The organism is Actibacterium sp. MT2.3-13A (genome assembly GCF_018139985.1).
Classification (GTDB): domain Bacteria; phylum Pseudomonadota; class Alphaproteobacteria; order Rhodobacterales; family Rhodobacteraceae; genus JAGSOU01.
In genome coordinates this window covers 43,734-62,479 of sequence record NZ_JAGSOU010000008.1, presented here as the reverse complement: position 1 = coordinate 62,479, position 18,746 = coordinate 43,734, and the positions used below count along the sequence as shown (strand labels likewise).

Genomic DNA, 18,746 nt, shown 5'->3' with positions numbered 1-18,746 from the left:
GCCATGAAGAAAGCAACATTCATCCTGCCCGTGATCGCGATCCTGGCGGCCGTCGGGCTGTCCTCGGTCTTCATCGTGGACGAGCGCGAGAAGGCGCTGGTCCTGCAATTCGGCCGCGTCGTGGACGTGAAGGAAGAGCCGGGCCTGTCCTTCAAGATCCCGCTGATCCAGGAGATCGTGCGCTATGACGACCGCATCCTGAGCCGCGACATCGACCCGCTGGAGGTCACCCCGCTGGACGACCGCCGCCTGGTGGTCGATGCCTTCGCGCGCTACCGCATCGCCGACGTGCACCAGTTCCGCGAGGCGGTGGGCGTGGGCGGCATCCGCGCCGCCGAGGACCGGCTGGACCGCATCCTGCGCGCCGAGACGCGCGAGGTTCTGGGCTCGGTCAGTTCGGCGGACATCCTCAGCTCGGACCGCGCGGCGCTGACGCTGCGCATCCGCAGCGCCGCCATCGCGGAGGCCCGCGCGCTGGGCCTGGAGGTCGTGGACGTGCGACTCAAGCGCACCGACCTGCCGGTGCAGAACCTCGAGGCGACCTTCGCGCGGATGCGCGCCGAGCGCGAGCGCGAGGCCGCCGACGAGATCGCCCGCGGCGAAGAGGCCGCGCAGCGCGTGCGCGCCCAGGCCGACCGCACCGTGGTCGAGCTGGTGTCCGACGCCAAGCGCCAGTCCGAGATCATCCGAGGCGAATCCGATGCCGAGCGCAACCGGATCTTCGCCGAGGCCTATGGCTCGGACCGGGAATTCTTCGAGTTCTACCGTTCGCTCGAGGCCTATCAGCGCGCGCTGCTGGAGGGGAACTCCACCATGGTGCTCTCGCCCGACAGCGAGTTCTTCAACTATCTCAAGCAGGCCGACCGGCCGTGAGCTATCTGCTCCTGGCCGTAGGTCTGGTGCTTGTCGTGGAGGGGCTGGTGTACGCACTGGCCCCTTCGCGCATTCTGGAGGAGGCGCTGGAGCTGCTGCGCCGGCTGCCGCCCGAGACCCGCCGGACGCTGGGTCTGTCGGCCCTGGCGCTGGGCGCGGCGCTGATCTGGCTTGCCCGATGGCTCGCGGCCTGAGACAGTTTGCTCGCGGCGCATCACGTCCGCGTGACGGTGTCAAACGGGCTTTGAGTTCAGGACGTTGAGACCCTAACTAGAAGTATCGACACCGCCTGCGGGCGCGCCCCGCAGTGCGCAGCCGGAAAGACAGGAGGCATTCCAGTGAAATCCCAGGCTATTTCCCTCACCGCCGAGGCCCGGACGCAGCACAGGTTGCGGCTGTTCTGGGCGCTGATGCTCGGGGTCGTGTTCGTGCTGGCGCAGGCGCTCGCCGCGCCCGCCCGCAGCATGCCCGAGAGCTTTGCCGACCTGGCCGAACAGGTCAGCCCGGCGGTGGTCAACATCACCACCTCGACCACGGTCGCGGTCTCCACGGGGCCGATGCCGATGGTGCCCGAGGGGTCCCCCTTCGAGGATTTCTTCCGCGATTTCATGGACCCCGAGGGCGGCGACAACGGCACGCCGCGCCAGCACCGCAGCCAGGCGCTGGGCTCAGGCTTCGTGATCTCCGAGGACGGGTTCATCGTGACCAACAACCACGTCATCGAGAAGGCCGACGAGATCAAGATCGAGTTCTTCTCGGGCGCGGTGCTGGAGGCCAAGGTGGTGGGCACCGACCCCAACACCGACATCGCGCTCCTGAAGGTCGAAAGCGACAAGCCGCTGGCCTATGTGCCCTTCGGCAACAGCGACATCGTGCGCGTCGGCGACTGGGTGATGGCGATGGGCAACCCGCTGGGGCAGGGCTTCTCGGTTTCGGCCGGCATCGTGTCGGCGCGCAACCGCGCGCTTTCGGGCACCTATGACGACTACATCCAGACCGACGCGGCGATCAACCGGGGCAACTCGGGCGGGCCGCTGTTCAACATGGCCGGCGAGGTGATCGGGGTGAACACCGCGATCCTGTCGCCCAACGGCGGCTCGATCGGCATCGGCTTCGCCATGTCCTCGGGCGTGGTGACCCGCGTCATCGACCAGCTCAAGGAATTCGGCGAGACCCGCCGCGGCTGGCTGGGCGTGCGCATCCAGGACGTGACCCCGGAAATGGCCGAGGCGATCGGCCTGGGCGAGGTGCGCGGCGCCATGGTCTCGGACGTGCCCGAGGGCCCGGCCAGGGAGGCCGGCATGCAGCCCGGCGACGTGATCCTCAGCTTCGACGGCAAGGATGTGGCCGACACCCGCGAACTGGTGCGCGTGGTGGGCGATTCCGAGGTCGGCAAAGCGGTGCGCGTGCTGGTGTTCCGCGACGGCAAGACCCTGACCCTGAAGGTGACGCTGGGCCGCCGGGAAACCGCCGAGGCCGCCACCGGCCCTGCACTGCCCGAGACCGCCCCCGAGCCGCAAGAGACCGAGATGCTCGGCCTGACCCTGACGCCGCTGACCGACATGCTGCGCGAGCAACTGGAACTGGGCGCCGGCATCGAGGGGCTGGTGGTGACCGGCGTCGACGAGACCAGCGCCGCCTTCGAGAAGGGCCTGCGCGCCGGCGACGTGATCACCGAGGCCGGGCAGCAGAAGGTCACGGCCATAGCCGATCTCGAGGACCGCATCTCCGAGGCCAAGGCCGCCGGCCGCAAGTCGCTGCTGCTTCTGGTCCGCCGCCAGGGCGAGCCGCGCTTCGTGGCGCTGTCGCTGGAGGAGTGAGCGCCCGCCGCGCCCACGCAGATACCGGTCGGGGCCCCCAGGCGGGGGCCCTTTCCTTTTCGGCCGTCCACAGGCCGGCCGCTGCGCGGGTTTTGCGCCCGGAGCGGAAACGTGGTGGCGTCGGGAAAGTCTTCGGATGCCTGGGGTGTCGTGCTGCCGTTAACCATTGATTTTCGAGGGGCAGCATTGCAGCATCAGCGGATAATGTGAGACTTTCCGCCATTTCATTGCCGCTTTTCCCTCTGAAAGAGATGCCCGCCACCCCATACCCAGGCTCAAACGCGAGCATTGTGGATATCATCGCGCTTGCTGATGAGTATCGTGCTGCGGCTGGGCTTTTGTTCCAAAGGGCGCGTGTCGGAGAACCGCTCTCGCGGGCCCCGGCCAGGCTGTGTTCCATACATGCCATCGAACTCTATCTTAACGCGTTCTTGCGGCATGAGGGCGAGACGCCGGAGAAAATTCGCAGTTACTTGCACGATCTTTCCGAGCGGGCGGATCCGGAGGTCGTAGGCAAGTTGAGATTGCGGAAAAGAACGGTCAGTCACCTGGTCGGGATGTCCGAGAAACGAGAATACCTGATTGCCCGGTATGGGCCCGAACTGGCATCCACGCACTCAGAGATCAACCGGTTGCTTGCCACCCTGGATGAAATCGCCAGTAAAGTGAAAAAGGCCGTCATTTGAGTGTTGAATGGGCGCCTTGGTGGCTCTCGTGTGAGGCCGATCAACGCCCGCTCCGCCCGCCCGATGGGCCGTAACGATTTGCGGACGCCGGCATTTCCGGGCCGCTGCGTGCGCTCAGCCCCGCGCCTCGGGCCGGGGATAGGCCACCAGCCCCAGCCGACGCGCGGCCTCCATCGACAGCACCCCGCTGTCCATGCCCATCGGCGCCTGGAAGCGCCGCAGGGCGCGCGTGGTGGCGCGATCCATGCGGCCGGTGACCGCGCCGCGGTAGAGGCCGCGCGCCTTCAGCGCCCGCTGCAGCGAGGCGATGAATTCCTCGTCCATCTGCGGCGGGCAGGGGGTCTCGAACCACAGCTCGCGGCGGTCCTGCACGATCTGCTGGCGGGTCTCGGTCCTGTAGGTCGCCGGGGTGCGGACGGTGCCATCCGCGGCCAGCTCGGCCGGCTTCACCAGCACATGCTCGGTCACGGTCTCGATCACCGCCGGGGTCTCGTCGCGGCCCCAGCAGGTGCCCCCGGGGGCGCCGGGCGGCGCGGCGACGGGGCCGGCGGTGGGGGCGCGCTCGTTCAGGCGGCTGACATCGGCCGCGGGGCCTCCGGCCTGGCAGCCTGCCAGCATCAGCCCCGCAAGGCCGCCCAGATAGAGGTTTCGGATCATCACTGCCCACCCGGGTCTGACACGCCCGTTACGGCGCAGCTTACCCGCTTTCGCCCGCCCGCGAAAGCCTCACCGCGCGCCGGGCTCCAGCAGGTCGTCCAGCATCTGAGAGATATCCTCGATCACCTCGGCCACCACATGCACCACGCCGCCCTCGCGCTGCAGCCGCCCCGTGACCCGCAGCAGCCGCCCCGCGATCACCGCCCGCCGGTAACGCTCATAGACCTTGGCCCAGACCACCACATTGGCGACGCCGGTCTCGTCCTCCAGCGTCACGAAGATCACCCCCTTGGCGGTGCCCGGCCGCTGGCGCACCAGCACCAGCCCGGCCACGGTGACGCGCGCGCCGGCGGGCGGCTCGTCCAGCCGGGCATGGGGCAGCGCCGCGGGCGGGTGCGGCCAGGAGGGGGCAGGGGCGGCAATCATGCGAACAAAGATAGAACATTTGCGCGCCGGGGCAAGCCCGCCCCGCAGCGCTGGAAATGCCCGCGGCTTTCCCCTATGTGGCAGGAAACAGGACTGACCGGAGACAAGGCGACAATGGCGAAAATCACCTATATCGAGCATGACGGTACCGAACATCTGATCGACGTGCCCGCGGGACTGACCGTGATGGAAGGCGCGCGCGACAACAACGTGCCCGGAATCGACGCCGACTGCGGCGGCGCCTGCGCCTGCTCGACCTGCCACGCCTATATCGATCCCGCCTGGGTGGACAGGATCCCCCCGAAAGAGGCGATGGAAGAGGACATGCTCGATTTCGCCTGGCAGCCCGATCCGGCCACCTCGCGCCTGACCTGCCAGATCAAGGTCACCGAGGACATGGACGGGCTGATCGTGCGCCTGCCCGAAAAGCAGATCTGATGCGGGTCCGCGCGGCGGCCGTGCTCGTCGCCGCGCTCGCGGCCGCCCCTGCGGGGGCCGAGATCACGGCGGCGCGCTATGCCGCCCCCACTACCCGCTACGCCCATGGCGTGCTGGGCGACGCGGTGGAATACGGCGCGCTGGAATTCACCTTGGCCAACGGCCGGACCCGCCGCATCACCCTGCCCGAACCACGCGTCTTCGAGGATCTCGCGCCGCGGCTCGCCGATCTCGACGACGACGGCGCGCCCGAGGTCATCGTGGTCGAAACCGACCCCGACCGGGGCGCCCGGCTGGCCATCTACGACGAAGACGGCCTGATCGCCGCCACCCCCCATATCGGCACGGCCTTCCGCTGGCTGGCGCCGCTCGGCGCCGCCGATCTCGACGGCGACGGCCATGCCGAGATCGCCTATATCGACCGCCCGCACCTGGCCAGGATCCTGCGGGTCTGGCGCTTCCGCGACGGGGCGCTGCACCCGGTGGCCAGCCTGGCCGGGCTCACCAACCATCGCATCGGCGAGGATGTGATCTCCGGCGGCCTGCGCCACTGCGGCCCGCGCCCCGAGATCATCGCCGCCAGCGCCGACTGGTCGCGCCTGATCGCCGTCACACTCGTCGAGGATCGCCTCAGCGCAACCGACATCGGCCCCTACAGCGTGCAAGACGCGACGGCCGCGCTTGCCTGCCGCACACCCTGATCTTCTTCTGGCCGCAAATATCCTGGGGGGGAGTCGCGGCACGCGACGGGGGGCAAAGCCCCCCGTCCCCGCCGGCCTCAGAGCGCGCGCCAGCCGATATCGCGGCGATAGAACCCTTCCGGCCAGTCGATCCCGCCGATCATCGCATAGACCCGGTCCCGTGCCTCCTGCAGGCTCGCCCCGCGCGCGGTCACGTTCAGCACCCGCCCGCCATTGGCGGTGATCTTGCCGTCCACTTCCCTGGTCCCGGCATGGAAGACCATGTGGCTGCTGTCCTCGGGCAGCGCCTCCAGCCCGCCGATGACCGAGCCCTTCTCATAGGCTCCGGGATAGCCCTTCGCCGCCATCACCACGGTCATGGCATGGTCGTCGGCCCAGTTCACCCGTGCCTCGTCCAGCTTGCCCTCGGCGCAGGCCAGCAGCAGGTCCAGCGCCTGCGCGCCCAGCCGCATCATCAGAACCTGGCATTCGGGGTCGCCGAAGCGGACGTTGTATTCCACCAGCCGCGGCTGGCCGTCCCTGATCATGAACCCGGCGTAAAGAACCCCCTGGTAGGGCGTGCCGCGCCGCGCCATCTCGGCCACGGTGGGCTTCACGATCTCCTCCAGCGCCTTGCGCGTCACCTCATCGGTCATCACCGGCGCCGGCGAATAGGCGCCCATGCCCCCGGTGTTCGGCCCGGTGTCGCCCTCGCCCACGCGCTTGTGGTCCTGCGCGGTGCCCACCGGCAGCACGTTCTCGCCATCGCAGAGCACGAAGAAGCTCGCCTCCTCGCCCTCCATGAATTCCTCGATCACCACCTCGGCGCCGGCCGCGCCGAACTCGCCGCCGAACATGTCGTCGATGGCCGCAAGCGCCGTCTCCAGGTCCATCGCCACGATCACGCCCTTGCCGGCCGCCAGCCCGTCGGCCTTGACCACGATCGGCGCGCCCTGTGCGCGGATATGGGCCTTGGCCGCCTCCGCCTTGTCAAAGCGCGCATAACCCGCGGTCGGCGCGCCGCAGGCGTCGCAGATCTCCTTGGTGAAGCCTTTCGAGGCCTCCAGCCGCGCCGCGGCCTGGGAGGGGCCGAAGCACAGGATGCCCGCCTCGCGCAGCCGGTCGGCCACGCCCGCGGCCAGCGGCGCCTCGGGGCCGATCACCACGAAATCGACGGTGTTCTCCTCGGCGAAGGTGACCACCGCGCCGCCATCCTCGATGTCCAGCGCCGCGCATTCCGCGATCTCGGCCATGCCGGCATTGCCCGGCGCGCAGATCAGCCGGTCGCATTTCGGGTTCTGCTTGATCGCCCAGGCCAGGCTGTGCTCGCGCCCGCCGCTGCCGAGAATGAGGATGTTCATCTGTCGCCCCGCTTCACCTTCGTTCGCCCGCCTTCTATGCTGCACATGACATCATGACAAGCGAGCGCCCATGTCCGACCTGATCGACGAGCCCACCCCCGGCCTCAACGCCCCCGAATTCACCGTGACCGAGATCTCGGGCGCGGTGAAGCGCGTGATCGAGGGCGAGTTCGCCCATGTCCGCGTTCGCGGCGAGATCGGGCGCGTGTCACGGCCGCGCTCGGGTCACATCTATCTCGACCTCAAGGACGACCGGAACGTGCTCTCGGCCGTCATCTGGAAAGGCGTCGCCAACCGCCTCGCCACCCAGCCCGAAGAGGGGCTGGAGGTGGTGGCGACCGGCCGGCTGACCACCTTCGGCGGGCAATCGAAATACCAGATGGTGATCGAGGATATCGCGCCCGCCGGCATGGGCGCGCTGATGGCCATGCTGGAGAAGCGCAAGAAACAGCTCGAGGCCGAGGGGCTGTTCGCGCCCGCCCGCAAAAGGCCGCTGCCCTATCTGCCCGAGGTCATCGGGGTGATCACCTCGCCCTCGGGCGCGGTGATCCGCGACATCCTCCACCGGCTGCGCGACCGCTTCCCGCGCAAGGTGCTGATCTGGCCGGTGGCGGTGCAGGGCGCCAATTGCGCGCCCGAGGTCGCCCGCGCGATTCAAGGCTTCAACCGGCTGACGCCGGGCGGCGCGCTGCCCCGGCCGGACCTTCTGATCGTGGCGCGCGGCGGCGGCTCGATCGAGGATCTTTGGGGCTTCAACGAGGAGATCGTCGCCCGCGCCGCCGCCGCCTCCGAAATCCCGCTGATCTCGGCCGTGGGGCACGAGACCGACACCACCCTGATCGACTTCGTCGCCGACCGCCGCGCCCCCACGCCGACGGCGGCGGCCGAACTGGCGGTGCCGGTGCGGATGGAACTGATGGCCGGGCTCGACGGCCAGGGCGCGCGGCTCAGCCATGCCGCGACGCAGGTGCTCAGCCTGCGCGGCCAGCGCCTGCGCGACCTCTCCCGCGCCCTGCCCAAGCCCGCGACCCTGGTCGAAAGCGCGCGCCAGAGGCTCGACAGCTGGGGCGACCGGCTGGGCCCGTCGCTGAGCCTCGCCGCGCAGCGCAAGCGGGTGCAGTTTTCCGAGGCCTCGGCCTCGCTGCGGCCGGCCGCGCTGACGCGCCTGACCGGCGACGCCCGCCGCCGACTGAACGAACGCGCCGCGCGGCTCGACCCCGCGCTGCTGGACCGCGAGATCGACCGCAAGGGACGCGATCTGGCGCGCGTCACCCAACGCCTGTCGCTGGTCTCGGGCGGGCAGATCAAGCACTGGCGCCAGGAACTCGACGCGCTCGACCGCACGCGCCAGACGCTGGGTTACCGCGAGACGCTCAAGCGCGGCTACGCTGTGGTGTGGTCGGGCGCGCAGGTGATCACCACCCGCGCCGAGGCCGAGCAAAGCCCCGCGCTGGAGATCGAGTTCCAGGACGGCCGGTTCAAGCTCGGCGGCGCCGCGCCGAAAGCCGCGCGGGCCAAGCCCGAACCGCCCGAGCAAGGCAGCCTGTTCTGATCTTCTTCTTGGCGAAAATACTCAAATCCCGACCCTTGCCGCCTGCGGCACGTTCGGGATTTCCGCCTCCGGCGGGAGTATTTTCGCCAAGAAGAAGGGGAGGGGGTCACACCCCGACATCCGGGCCGGGGCAGAGCAGCGGGTCGTGGCCCTGTTCGGTCTCGATCAGCTCGGTTTCTCCGGGGTCGTTCTCGAACAGCGCCGTCATGCCGCCCGGCGTGGCGTAGAAGCTCCAGCATTGCGGGCCGCCGGGCAGGGTGTCGTAGGCAAAGCAGATCAGCCCCTCGCTTTCGTACCACACCCCCTCCTGGCACGCGCCGTCGAGAAAGGTCCAGATCACGCGGCGGCCGGGCAGGTATTGCTCGGCCCCGTAGGGCGCGCCGGGCGTGCCGTAATAGAGGGTCTTGCCCGTCGTGTAGCGCTCGAATTCCTCAGCGCTCATCGGCTCAGCAGCGAGGGCGGGCGAGGCGGCGAGGATCAGCGCGATGAGGGGCGAGGCGGTGCGGGTCATGGTGTGCGGATCATAGGGCCTCGGGCGCGCCGGTCAAAACACTTGCGCGCGCTTGCCCGCCGGGAAGGCGGCGGATGCCGATGCAAATCCTGTCCGGCCCGGCGCGGGCGTCGGTGGCGCTCTGTCCGCCGCTCGGGGAGCGGAATGGGGGCTCCGGGCGCGCCGTGTCGGCGCCCGGGCGCTTGTTCTTTTCGCCTTTCGGCCGCCGCCCGCTCTTTCCTAACCGTGCAAGAGGCATTATCTGACGAAGGGAACGGAGGCCGCATGTCGTTTTTCTCGAAACTCAAGAACCGGTTGCTGAAATCCTCGTCCAGGCTCGAAGAGGGGCTTGAGGCGATCGTCGAGGAGGGCGGCGAAGTCGAGTCGCTGGCCGCGCCCGAACCCGGACCCGAATATCAGCCCGAACCCGAACCGCAGCCCGAACCCGAGCCGGTGAACGTGCCCGTCCCCGCGCCCGAACCCGAGGCACCGGAGACACCGACCGAGCTGCCCTCCATGCCCGAGCCCTTCGCGCCCGAAGGCCCGCTGGAGGTGCCCTCGGTCACCGACCATGCGGTGCAGAAGCCGGGCTTCCTGGGCCGGATCATCGGCCGCGAGGCGCCGAAGACGGTGATGCGGCGGGCGCTGGACGACGACATGCTGGAAAGCCTGGAGGAGTTGCTGATCTCGGCCGACATGGGCGTGGACACGGCGCTGCGGGTGACGGCGAACATGGCCGAGGGGCGTTTCGGCAAGAAGCTGTCGGTCGATGAGATCAAGGAACTCCTGGCCCGCGAGGTCGCCCGGATCATGGAGCCGGTGGCCAAGCCGATGCCGCTCTACCCTTCGCGCCCGCAGGTGGTGCTGGTGGTCGGCGTGAACGGTTCGGGCAAGACCACGACCATCGGCAAGCTCGCCAGCCAGTTCAAGGCCGCCGGCAAATCGGTGGTGATCGCCGCGGGCGACACTTTCCGCGCCGCCGCCGTCGAACAGCTCCAGGTCTGGGGCGAGCGCGCCGGCGTGCCGGTGATGACCGCGCCCGAGGGCTCGGACCCCGCCAGCCTCGCCTATGACGCCATGACCCGGGCCGAGGCCGAAGGGGCCGACCTGCTGCTCATCGACACCGCCGGGCGCTTGCAGAACCGCGCCGACCTGATGGAAGAGCTGGCCAAGATCGTCCGCGTCATCCGCAAGAAGAACCCCGAGGCGCCGCACAACACCCTGCTGGTGCTGGACGCGACCACCGGCCAGAACGCGGTCAACCAGGTCAAGATCTTCCAGCAGATGGCCGATGTCACCGGCCTGGTGATGACCAAGCTCGACGGCACCGCCAAGGGCGGCGTGCTGGTGGCGCTGGCCGATCAGTTCGGCCTGCCGATCCACGCCATCGGCGTGGGCGAGCAGATCGACGATCTCGCCGCGTTCGACCCCGAGGAATTCGCCCGCGCGCTGGCAGGTGCCGGGGCGTGAGCCAATGGCTGATCGGCCTTGAGGGCACCGAGGCGGGCCACCGGCTGGCGCTCGCCCTGGCCCTGCTGGCGGCGCTGCTGCATGCGATCTTCGGCGCGCTTCAGAAGGGGCGGCACGACCCCTGGTTCAGCCGCGGCGCGATCGATTTCAGCTATGGCGTGATGGCCGCGCCCTTCGCGCTGTTCGTCGTGCCCTGGCCCGAGCCGCACATGTGGCCGATCTTCGCCGGCGCCTTCGTGATCCATGCCAGCTACAAGCTGGCGCAGGCCTTCGCCTATTCCAAGGGCGCCTACACGGTGGTCTACCCGGTGGTGCGCGGCACCGGGCCGCTTTTTGCCGTGATCGGCGCCTATCTGATTTTCGGCGAGGTGTTCACCCTGGCGCAATGGGCGGGGGTGGGGGTGCTGCTGGCCGGCATCTTCGGGCTGGCGGCCTACAACCTGATCCATTGGGAGTTCGACCGCGATACGCTGAAACCGGCGCTGGCGCTGGCGCTGCTGACCGGCGGGTTCGTCGCGCTCTATACGACCTATGACGCCTATGGCATCCGCGCCACCGCCAACCCATTTACATTCCTGGCGTGGTTCTTTTTCATCGACGGGCTGTTCTTCATGCCGCCCCTGATGCTGCTGCGCTGGATGCGGATGGAGGGTCGGCCGGCAGCGGGGCCCCTGATGGCGCGCGGGGCGCTGGGGGCGGTGATCGCCTTCTTCAGCTTCGGCGCGGTGATGATGGCCACGCGGCTGGACAAGGTGGGCGAGGCGGCAGTGCTGCGCGAGACCTCGACCGTCTTCGCCGCGCTGATCGGCTGGGTGCTGCTGGGCGAGAAGGTGGGCCCGCGAAGGCTGGCCCTGATGGCGCTGATCGCGGCGGGCGCGGTGATTGTGGAGATAGGCGGATAGAGATGGCCGACAAGAAACTGAACCCCTTCGTGAAACTGGCGCTGGAACTGGGGCCGATCGTGGCCTTCTTCGCGGGCTATGTGGCGCTGCGCGACCGCAGCTTCAGCATCGGTGGCACCGAATACCAGGGCTTCATCCTGGTCACCGCCGGCTTCATCCCCGTGATGCTGGCCAGCACCGGGCTGATCTGGTGGCTGTCGGGGAAGCTGTCGAAGATGCAGATCGCCACGGCGGTTCTGGTGGTGCTGTTCGGCGGGCTCACCGTCTGGCTGAACGACGACCGCTTCTTCAAGATGAAGCCCACGATGATCTATGCGCTTTTCGCCGCCGTGCTGGGTTTCGGCCTGCTGCGCGGGGAAAGTTACCTGCAATATGTCATGGAAGAGATGATGCCGCTCAAGCGAGAGGGCTGGATGATCCTGACCCGCCGGCTGGCCGGGTTCTTCGCAGGGCTCGCGGTGCTCAACGAGGTGATCTGGCGCACCATGAGCACCGACGCCTGGGTCAATTTCAAGACCTTCGGCCTGACCATCGCTGTCTTCGCCTTCTTCATGACCCAGGGCAAACTGTTCCAGACCTACGCCTTCGAAGCGAAAGAGCCGGATGAGGACTGAGGCGCCGCGCCCGGGCTCCGGCGGGGGATTGGGGGCCAGAAGAAAACGGCCGCGCCCTTCTTCTTGGCCGAAATACTCCGGGGTTTGGGGCGGAGCCCCAATCGAACCGAAGGCTTGCGCCGCGGGCGTGCCACCGCTTAGCGCTTGAACAGAAGCTCCTGCGCCTTGCGGTCGGCCCGGAAGTCCGAGCGTTTCTCGGCCGCCAGCGCCCGGCCGCGCCGCACGGCGGGGCGGCTGCCGACCGTCTCCAGCCAGCGCGCCATGTGCGGCTTGTCCTCCAGCGTCTGCTCCTGCCCCTCCCAAAGCGAGGCCCAGGGCCAGATCGCCATGTCGGCGATGGAGTAGAAGTCGCCGGCCACATAGTCGTTCTCCGCCAGCCGCCGGTTCAGCACGCCGTAAAGGCGCGCGGTCTCGTTGCGGTAGCGGTCCTTGGCGTAGGGCAGGTCGTTGGGCGGCTCCATTCCGGGGGCGTATTTCAGGAAGTGATGTGCCTGTCCCGCCATCGGGCCCAAGCCCCCCATCTGCCACATCAGCCACTGGTCGACCACGATCCGGTCGCGCTCGGTCGCGCCGTAGAAGCGCCCGGTCTTGCGGGCGAGATATTGCAGGATGGCGCCGGATTCGAAGATCGAGATCGGTTCGCCGTCGGGCCCGTCGGGATCTATGATCGCGGGCATGCGGTTGTTCGGCGCGATCTTCAGGAAGTCGGGATCGAACTGCTCGCCCTTGCCGATATCGACGAGATGCACGCGGTAGGGCAACCCCATCTCCTCCAGCGCGATGGATATCTTCCAGCCGTTCGGCGTGGGCCAGTAGTAAAGCTCGATCATGGTCTTCTCCTGTTGCGCGCCTCAGAATGGGGATTTCGCGGCAGAGGGCAAGGGCCGGGGCGCGCGCGGATGTGCAACAAGCCGTGACCGCGGCGGGCGACTTGACGGGCGGCGGGTGCGGCGCTATGCCTCGCGGCGTGGCGATTTGTTCACCGGATTGCGGGCCACGTTAAAGATGCCGCTAAAGAGGTCTGGGACTCTTCGCGGCCCCCGGCGCTCTGGCGGTGGGGGTTTTTTCATGCCGCGAGGAGGCAGGATCATGACGAAGGATTGGGACGCGCGCACGCGGATGGTGCATGCCGGCACCCGGCGCAGCCAGTATGGCGAGGTCTCCGAGGCGATTTTCCTGACGCAGGGCTTCGTCTACGAGACCGCCGAGCAGGCCGAGGCGCGCTTCGTCGCGCTGGGTGAGGACGAGTTCATCTATGCCCGCTACGGCAACCCCACCGTGCGCATGTTCGAGGACCGCATCGCCGCGATCGAGGGGGCCGAGGATGCCTTCGCCACCGCCTCCGGCATGGCCGCGGTCAACGGCGCGCTGACCGCGCTGCTGCAGTCCGGCGATCACGTCGTGGCGGCGCGGGCGCTGTTCGGCTCCTGCCTCTACATCCTTCAGGACGTGCTGGGTCGCTACGGCGTCGAGGTGACGCTGGTCGACGGCACCGACCTGGAGCAATGGCGCGCGGCGATCAGGCCGGACACCAAGGCGGTATTCTTCGAATCCGTCTCCAACCCCACGCTGGAGGTGATCGACATCGCCGCGGTGGCGGGGCTGGCCCATGCCGTGGGCGCGCTGGTCATCGTCGACAATGTCTTCGCCACGCCGGTCTTTTCCCGCGCGCTGGAGCAGGGCGCCGATGTCGTCATCTATTCCACGACCAAGCATATCGACGGGCAGGGGCGCTGTCTGGGCGGGGTGGTGCTGGGCTCCAAGGAATTCATCCGCGGCACGCTGGAGCCCTATCTGAAACATTCCGGCGGGGCGCTGAGCCCGTTCAACGCCTGGGTGATGCTGAAGGGGCTGGAGACGCTGGACCTGCGCGTGCGCGCACAGGCTCAGAGCGCTCAGGCGCTGGCCGAGGCGCTGCAGGGCCACCCGAAACTAGACCGCGTGATCTATCCGGGGCTGGACAGCCACCCGCAGCACGCGCTGGCGCAGGCGCAGATGGGCTCGGGCGGAACCATGCTGGCGATCGAGGTCGCAGGTGGTCAGGCGGCGGCGTTCCGCTTCCTCAACGCGTTGGAACTGTTCACCATTTCCAACAACCTCGGCGACGCGAAAAGCCTGGTCACCCATCCCGCCACGACCACCCACCAGCGCCTGCCGGAGGATCAGAAGCAGCATCTGGGGATCTCGCCCGGCTTGGTGCGGGTCAGCCTCGGGCTGGAGGCCATCGGCGATCTGCTGGCGGATGTGACGGCGGCGCTGGATGTGATCTGAATCGTGTCTTTTTGCGTATCTGTGGCGTATGAATTGGATATTCGCCATCCGCATCCCATATTAAGGATCGGCGACAGGACGCGAAGGGGAGACCCCGATGAACATCCACACCCGCGAGATCGACGCGCAGCCCAGCCGTGACGAGGCCCGGGAGGCGCTCGACCTGCTGCGCGCATGGGCGGCCACGGCCGACGCCACCGAGCTGGCCGAGCTGGACCCGGCCATCGCGCGGCTGCTGCCCGGCCGCGCGCTGTCCAACTATCCCGATCTCAACCGGGACTATCCCCAGGATTTCACGGCCGACGAGGGCTACAAGGCGACGCTGCCCGACCTTCAGAACGGCCCGGCCAGCCTGATCCGCGGCGCGCGCCAGCAGATCCAGCATGTCGGGATCTCCAATTTCCGCCTGCCGATCCGCTTCCACACCCGCGACAACGGGGATCTGACGCTGGAGACCTCGGTCACCGGCACGGTCAGCCTGGAGGCCGACAAGAAGGGCATCAACATGTCGCGCATCATGCGCAGCTTCTATGCCCATGCCGAGCGGACTTTCAGCTTCGACGTGATCTCGGCGGCGCTGGACGATTACAAGTCCGACCTCGAAAGCTTCGACGCGCGCATCCAGATGCGCTTCTCCTTCCCGATGAAGGTGCGCTCGCTGCGCTCGGGGCTGGAGGGGTATCAGTATTACGACATCGCGCTGGAACTGGTCGAACGCGCCGGCCAGCGCCAGAAGATCATGCATCTCGACTATGTCTATTCCTCGACCTGCCCTTGCTCGCTGGAGCTCAGCGAACATGCGCGCCAGGCGCGCGGGCAACTCGCCACGCCGCATTCGCAGCGCTCGGTCGCGCGGATCTCGGTGGTGCTGGAGCCCGGCGCCGGCCGGCTGTGGTTCGAGGATCTGGTGGAGATGGCCCGCGCCGCAGTGCCGACCGAGACCCAGGTCATGGTCAAGCGCGAGGACGAGCAGGCCTTCGCGGAACTCAACGCCGCGCATCCGATCTTCGTCGAGGATGCCGCGCGCCTGTTCTGCGCGGCGCTGCGCAATGATCCGCGCGTGGGCGATTTCCGGGTGGTGGCCAGCCACCAGGAAAGCCTGCACAGCCATGACGCGGTGTCGATCCTGACCGAGGGGCCGACCTTCGACGGCGTCAGCATCGATCCGCATCTCTTCGGCACGCTGATCCACCGCAGCTGAACGGGCTGCTTGACTCGGCCCGGCGCTCCGGCCAAGCCTGCGCGAATGATTGAGTTGCGTCCCGTAGGATATGTAATCGGCCTGCTTGTCGCCGTTCTGGGCGTGACCATGCTGGCGCCCATGGCCATGGACCTGTGGCGCAACGATGACAACTGGATGGCCTTCGTCGAGGCCGCCATCCTGACATCGCTGACCGGCGGGTTGCTGGCGCTGGCCTGCTCAAATGGTGTGGATTCCGGGCTGACGGTGCAGCAGGCCTTTCTGCTGACCTCGGGCGCCTGGGCGGTGCTGCCATTCTTCGGCGCCTTGCCCTTCATGTTCGGCGCGCCCGATGTCGGCATGGCCGACGCCTATTTCGAGGCGATGTCGGGGCTGACCACGACCGGGGCCACCGTGTTCGAGGGGCTCGATGCAATGCCGGCGGGGGTGTTGCTGTGGCGCGGGATCCTGCAGTGGCTGGGGGGCTTGGGCATCGTCATCGTGGCCATGGTGTTCCTGCCGGTGATGCGCGTCGGCGGCATGCAGTTCTTCAAATCCGAAGGTTTCGATACGCTGGGCAAGGTGCTGCCGCGCTCCAAGGACATCTCGGCGGCGCTGATCCGGGTCTATGTCGGGCTGACTTTGCTGTGCAGCCTCAGCTATTTCGCGCTGGGCATGACCACCTTCGAGGCGGTTGTGCATGCGATGACGACGCTGTCGACCGGCGGCTTCTCGACCTCGGACCAGTCCTTCGGCAAGTTCTCGGGCGCGGCCGAATACGCCGCCGCGCTGTTCATGGTGCTGGCCAGCGTGCCCTTCGTGCGGCTGATCCAGCTGATGGGCGGGGCGCCGCTGCAACTGTTCCGCGACGTGCAGGTGCGCGCCTATCTGCGCTGGATCGGCTACGCGGTGCTGGCGATCGTGGCGCATCGCGTGCTGGTGCTGGGCGACCCGACCGAAGAGACGGTGCGCGAGACCCTGTTCAACGTGATCTCCTTCTTCTCGGGCACCGGCTATGGCAGCACCGATGTCACGCTATGGGGGCCCTTCGCCTTCGTCGTGCTGATCGCGGTGGGCGCGATCGGCGGTTGCACCTCATCGACCGGCTGCTCGATCAAGGTGTTCCGCTACCTCGTGCTGTTCGAGGCGATCCGCGGCCAGATCAGCCGTCTCTACAGCCCGCACCGGGTGGTGCTGCTGCGCCTGCAGGGAAGGTTCCTGGAGGGGGACGTGGTCGATTCGGTCATCGCGATGTTCACCTTCTTCATCCTCGGCTTCGGGCTGCTGACGATCGCGCTGTCGATGACCGATCTGACGACGGAGACCGCGATCACCGCGGCCTGGACCTCGATCTTCAATGTCGGCCCCGCCTTCGGCCCCGAGGTCGGTCCGACCGGCGCCATGCACGCCTTTCCCGACAGCGCCAAATGGCTGATGTCGGGCGGCATGCTGGTCGGGCGGCTGGAGGTCGTGGCCGTCCTCGTGCTGTTCATGGGCCGCTTCTGGCGCGGCTGACGCGGTCGCGGCCCGGCCGCCGTAGGCGGGGCCGGGCCGCGCGGCGTCTCAGTTCCAGCAGCTGACCAGAACCGTCATGTCCGCAGCCTTCAGCGCCAGCATCTCGGGCGCGATCTGCGCGGCCGGCTCGGCCGCCTCCACCGTGACGCCGTTGACCGACAGGAAATCCGCGATCGCCGGCACCGAGGCGGCGAAGCTGACATCCTGCGGCAGCTGGCGCGCGCCGTCCGCCCGGGCCAGCAGCACGCCCATCACCGCGCCGGTGGCGTCGAAGACCGGGCCGCCGGCATCGCCCGGCAGGGCCGCGAGGCTGAGCCGCTGCACGCCGTCCTCGCCGTTGAGCCCGCGCAGATCCGCCAGCGTGCCGTAGGTCAGCACCGGCTGATCGAGCACCCCGCCATAGGAGAAGCCCGCCACCGCGACATCCGACTGCAGCCGCGGCGTGGCCGTCTGGAAGGCCGCGTGGGCCAGCGGCGCGAGGGTTTGCCGAGGGCGCAGCACGGCGAGGCCCAGCGCGTCGTCGCGCGCCGCGACCTCGGCCTCGTATTCGTCGGCGATGGTCAGCCGGGCGCATTGGTCCAGAACCTCGGTCGTGGTCAGCACGGCGCCGCGTTCATCGACGTAGAACCCGGTGCGCGCCACCGCGGGGGTGCGGATCTCCAGCCCGGCCATCAGATCGACCCGCTGCTCTTCGCCCGCCTCGCCGGCGAGATCGGGCAGCACCGCGCCGGGCAGCGCGACGAAGCTCTCGCGCATCATCCGGGCGGCGCGGTTCATCAGCCGGGCGTCCTCGGGGCGCCAGACCAGGGTGAACCCCTTCACCGCCCCGTCGGAAAGCGCGGCATAGGTGTAGGAGTGCAGCGTGTCGCTCTGCCCGGTCAGCACGAAATCGCTGCTGTTGCGCTCGCGCCGACCCTTCAGCGGCACGATCTCCAGCGTCTGCATGATGTCGTAGAGACCGTAGAGCGTGCCCTGGTCGCCGCTCTGGCTGATCAGCAGCACCCGCACGCCGCTGTCGCCCTTGCCCTCGTAATGCACGAAAGGGGCCTCGTAGCGGGCGAAATCCACCAACCCGGCGGGCAGGTCGATCTGGATGCCGGCGCGCGCCTCGGTGACGGTTCGCATCCCCAGCCGGGCCAGCGTCTCGCGGTAGCCGGAGACCAGCTCGTGACGCTGGCGCGCGGTCAGGACGCCGGTGGGCTCATGGCCGCGGGCGGCCTGCCAGTCGGCCATGGCGGCACGCGTGCCGCGGCCGAAATCGCCGTCGATGGCGGACTCGTAGAAGCCCTCCCATTGCAGCGCCTGTTGCAGCTCTTCGCGCTCCTCGCGGGTCAACTGCGCCTCGCTGCGGCGCGCCTCGGCCGGGGTTTCGTCGGGCAGGATGACGGGCGTGGGCGCGGCGGCGGCGGGCGCCTGTTGCGGCGCGGCCGCCGCCGGGGCCGCGGGGACCGCGGGGGCCGCCGGCGCTGCGGTCAGCCGGTCCGCGCCCACCGGCCAGAACTGCCGCGTGTATTGCGCGCCGTCCGAGACATAGCTGTCGCCGGGCACCAGCCGGTCGCCGCGCAGATCGCCCAGCCGGGCCAGCGCGCCCTCCGGCGTGAACGGCCCCAGCGCGATCGCATACCAGCCCGAGCGCATCTGGAACCCGTTGACGTCCGGAAAGGCCCCGGCATAGGCGCGGGCGCGCTCCTGCGCCTCGCGCAGGGTCGGGTGGGCCTCGATCTGGACCCAGGCGCGGTCCTGAGCGGCGGCGGGCGCGAGGCCCGCGAGGGTGAAAAACAGAAGGCTGATAAGTGCTTTCATCGCTATAT

19 protein-coding genes and 1 riboswitch are annotated in these 18,746 nt (G+C 68.6%); of the genes, 13 read left to right on the top strand and 6 right to left on the bottom strand.

From position 1 onward, the window contains the following. Nucleotides 1–3 precede the first annotated feature (3 nt). The 4 genes from KCI33_RS09025 (at nt 4) to KCI33_RS09010 (ending at nt 3,379) form a co-directional block, all read left to right on the top strand. The gene (locus KCI33_RS09025; protein ID WP_212524457.1) at nt 4–873 is read left to right on the top strand and encodes an SPFH domain-containing protein; all 870 of its coding nucleotides are present in this window, start codon (nt 4–6) and stop codon (nt 871–873) included. Then, nucleotides 870–1,067 carry a DUF2065 family protein gene (locus tag KCI33_RS09020; protein WP_212524456.1) on the top strand — a complete coding sequence of 66 codons (198 nt, stop codon included), beginning with the start codon at nt 870–872 and terminating at the stop codon, nt 1,065–1,067. Before KCI33_RS09025 ends, KCI33_RS09020 begins: the two co-directional genes overlap by 4 nt. 216 nt (nt 1,068–1,283) lie before the next feature. Continuing rightward, on the top strand, nt 1,284–2,693 hold the full coding sequence (locus tag KCI33_RS09015) for a DegQ family serine endoprotease (protein ID WP_212524561.1): 1,410 nt from the start codon (nt 1,284–1,286) through the stop codon (nt 2,691–2,693). Between the two features lie 290 nt (nt 2,694–2,983). Further along, the gene (locus KCI33_RS09010) at nt 2,984–3,379 is read left to right on the top strand and encodes a hypothetical protein (RefSeq protein WP_212524455.1); all 396 of its coding nucleotides are present in this window, start codon (nt 2,984–2,986) and stop codon (nt 3,377–3,379) included. Nucleotides 3,380–3,493: 114 nt separating this feature from the next. Here the strand turns inward: KCI33_RS09010 and KCI33_RS09005 are convergent, their stop codons facing one another. Next, nucleotides 3,494–4,036, bottom strand: a complete 543-nt coding sequence (locus KCI33_RS09005; RefSeq protein WP_212524454.1) for a peptidoglycan-binding domain-containing protein — start codon at nt 4,034–4,036, stop codon at nt 3,494–3,496. 69 nt (nt 4,037–4,105) lie between these two features. Next, nucleotides 4,106–4,462, bottom strand: a complete 357-nt coding sequence (locus KCI33_RS09000; RefSeq protein WP_212524453.1) for an OB-fold nucleic acid binding domain-containing protein — start codon at nt 4,460–4,462, stop codon at nt 4,106–4,108. Between the two features lie 114 nt (nt 4,463–4,576). On the opposite strand from KCI33_RS09000, the gene KCI33_RS08995 reads away from it, so the two are divergent. Beyond that, nucleotides 4,577–4,900 carry a 2Fe-2S iron-sulfur cluster-binding protein gene (locus tag KCI33_RS08995; protein WP_212524452.1) on the top strand — a complete coding sequence of 108 codons (324 nt, stop codon included), beginning with the start codon at nt 4,577–4,579 and terminating at the stop codon, nt 4,898–4,900. Then, nucleotides 4,900–5,601, top strand: coding sequence for a VCBS repeat-containing protein (locus KCI33_RS08990; RefSeq protein WP_212524451.1), 702 nt, complete (start codon nt 4,900–4,902; stop codon nt 5,599–5,601). Before KCI33_RS08995 ends, KCI33_RS08990 begins: the two co-directional genes overlap by 1 nt. 77 nt (nt 5,602–5,678) lie before the next feature. On the opposite strand, the gene purD is transcribed toward KCI33_RS08990, so the two are convergent. Further along, nucleotides 5,679–6,941, bottom strand: a complete 1,263-nt coding sequence (purD, locus tag KCI33_RS08985) for a phosphoribosylamine--glycine ligase (RefSeq protein ID WP_212524450.1) — start codon at nt 6,939–6,941, stop codon at nt 5,679–5,681. A gap of 70 nt (nt 6,942–7,011) precedes the next feature. On the opposite strand from purD, the gene xseA reads away from it, so the two are divergent. Then, entirely contained in the window at nt 7,012–8,493 is a 1,482-nt protein-coding gene (gene xseA, locus KCI33_RS08980) for an exodeoxyribonuclease VII large subunit (protein ID WP_212524449.1), read from the top strand. 106 nt (nt 8,494–8,599) lie between these two features. Here xseA and KCI33_RS08975 read toward each other — a convergent pair whose 3' ends face one another. Further along, on the bottom strand, nt 8,600–9,004 hold the full coding sequence (locus tag KCI33_RS08975; protein WP_212524448.1) for a hypothetical protein: 405 nt from the start codon (nt 9,002–9,004) through the stop codon (nt 8,600–8,602). Between the two features lie 264 nt (nt 9,005–9,268). Here KCI33_RS08975 and ftsY point away from each other — a divergent pair, with 264 nt between their 5' ends. From ftsY to KCI33_RS08960, 3 genes are read left to right on the top strand one after another with little or no spacing between them, the layout of a single operon-like run. Beyond that, on the top strand, nt 9,269–10,453 hold the full coding sequence (gene ftsY / locus KCI33_RS08970) for a signal recognition particle-docking protein FtsY (RefSeq protein ID WP_212524447.1): 1,185 nt from the start codon (nt 9,269–9,271) through the stop codon (nt 10,451–10,453). Then, nucleotides 10,450–11,355, top strand: coding sequence for an EamA family transporter (locus KCI33_RS08965; RefSeq protein WP_212524446.1), 906 nt, complete (start codon nt 10,450–10,452; stop codon nt 11,353–11,355). Before ftsY ends, KCI33_RS08965 begins: the two co-directional genes overlap by 4 nt. A gap of 2 nt (nt 11,356–11,357) precedes the next feature. Next, nucleotides 11,358–11,969 carry an inner membrane-spanning protein YciB gene (locus KCI33_RS08960; RefSeq protein WP_212524445.1) on the top strand — a complete coding sequence of 204 codons (612 nt, stop codon included), beginning with the start codon at nt 11,358–11,360 and terminating at the stop codon, nt 11,967–11,969. Nucleotides 11,970–12,106: 137 nt separating this feature from the next. Here the strand turns inward: KCI33_RS08960 and KCI33_RS08955 are convergent, their stop codons facing one another. Next, a complete protein-coding gene (locus tag KCI33_RS08955) occupies nt 12,107–12,799 on the bottom strand; it encodes a glutathione S-transferase N-terminal domain-containing protein (protein WP_212524444.1) in 693 nt (230 codons plus the stop codon). Between the two features lie 127 nt (nt 12,800–12,926). Beyond that, nucleotides 12,927–13,005, top strand: a riboswitch (SAM riboswitch). 53 nt (nt 13,006–13,058) lie between these two features. Between KCI33_RS08955 and metZ the strand changes: the two genes are divergently transcribed. The 3 genes from metZ (at nt 13,059) to KCI33_RS08940 (ending at nt 16,935) form a co-directional block, all read left to right on the top strand. After that, nucleotides 13,059–14,240: an O-succinylhomoserine sulfhydrylase gene (metZ, locus tag KCI33_RS08950; protein WP_212524443.1), complete on the top strand. Its 1,182-nt coding sequence runs from the start codon at nt 13,059–13,061 to the stop codon at nt 14,238–14,240. A gap of 97 nt (nt 14,241–14,337) precedes the next feature. Continuing rightward, the gene (gene folE2, locus KCI33_RS08945) at nt 14,338–15,441 is read left to right on the top strand and encodes a GTP cyclohydrolase FolE2 (RefSeq protein WP_212524442.1); all 1,104 of its coding nucleotides are present in this window, start codon (nt 14,338–14,340) and stop codon (nt 15,439–15,441) included. Nucleotides 15,442–15,486: 45 nt separating this feature from the next. Then, nucleotides 15,487–16,935, top strand: a complete 1,449-nt coding sequence (locus KCI33_RS08940) for a TrkH family potassium uptake protein (RefSeq protein ID WP_212524441.1) — start codon at nt 15,487–15,489, stop codon at nt 16,933–16,935. Between the two features lie 48 nt (nt 16,936–16,983). On the opposite strand, the gene KCI33_RS08935 is transcribed toward KCI33_RS08940, so the two are convergent. Beyond that, the gene (locus tag KCI33_RS08935) at nt 16,984–18,738 is read right to left on the bottom strand and encodes a serine protease (protein ID WP_212524440.1); all 1,755 of its coding nucleotides are present in this window, start codon (nt 18,736–18,738) and stop codon (nt 16,984–16,986) included. Nucleotides 18,739–18,746: the final 8 nt, after the last annotated feature.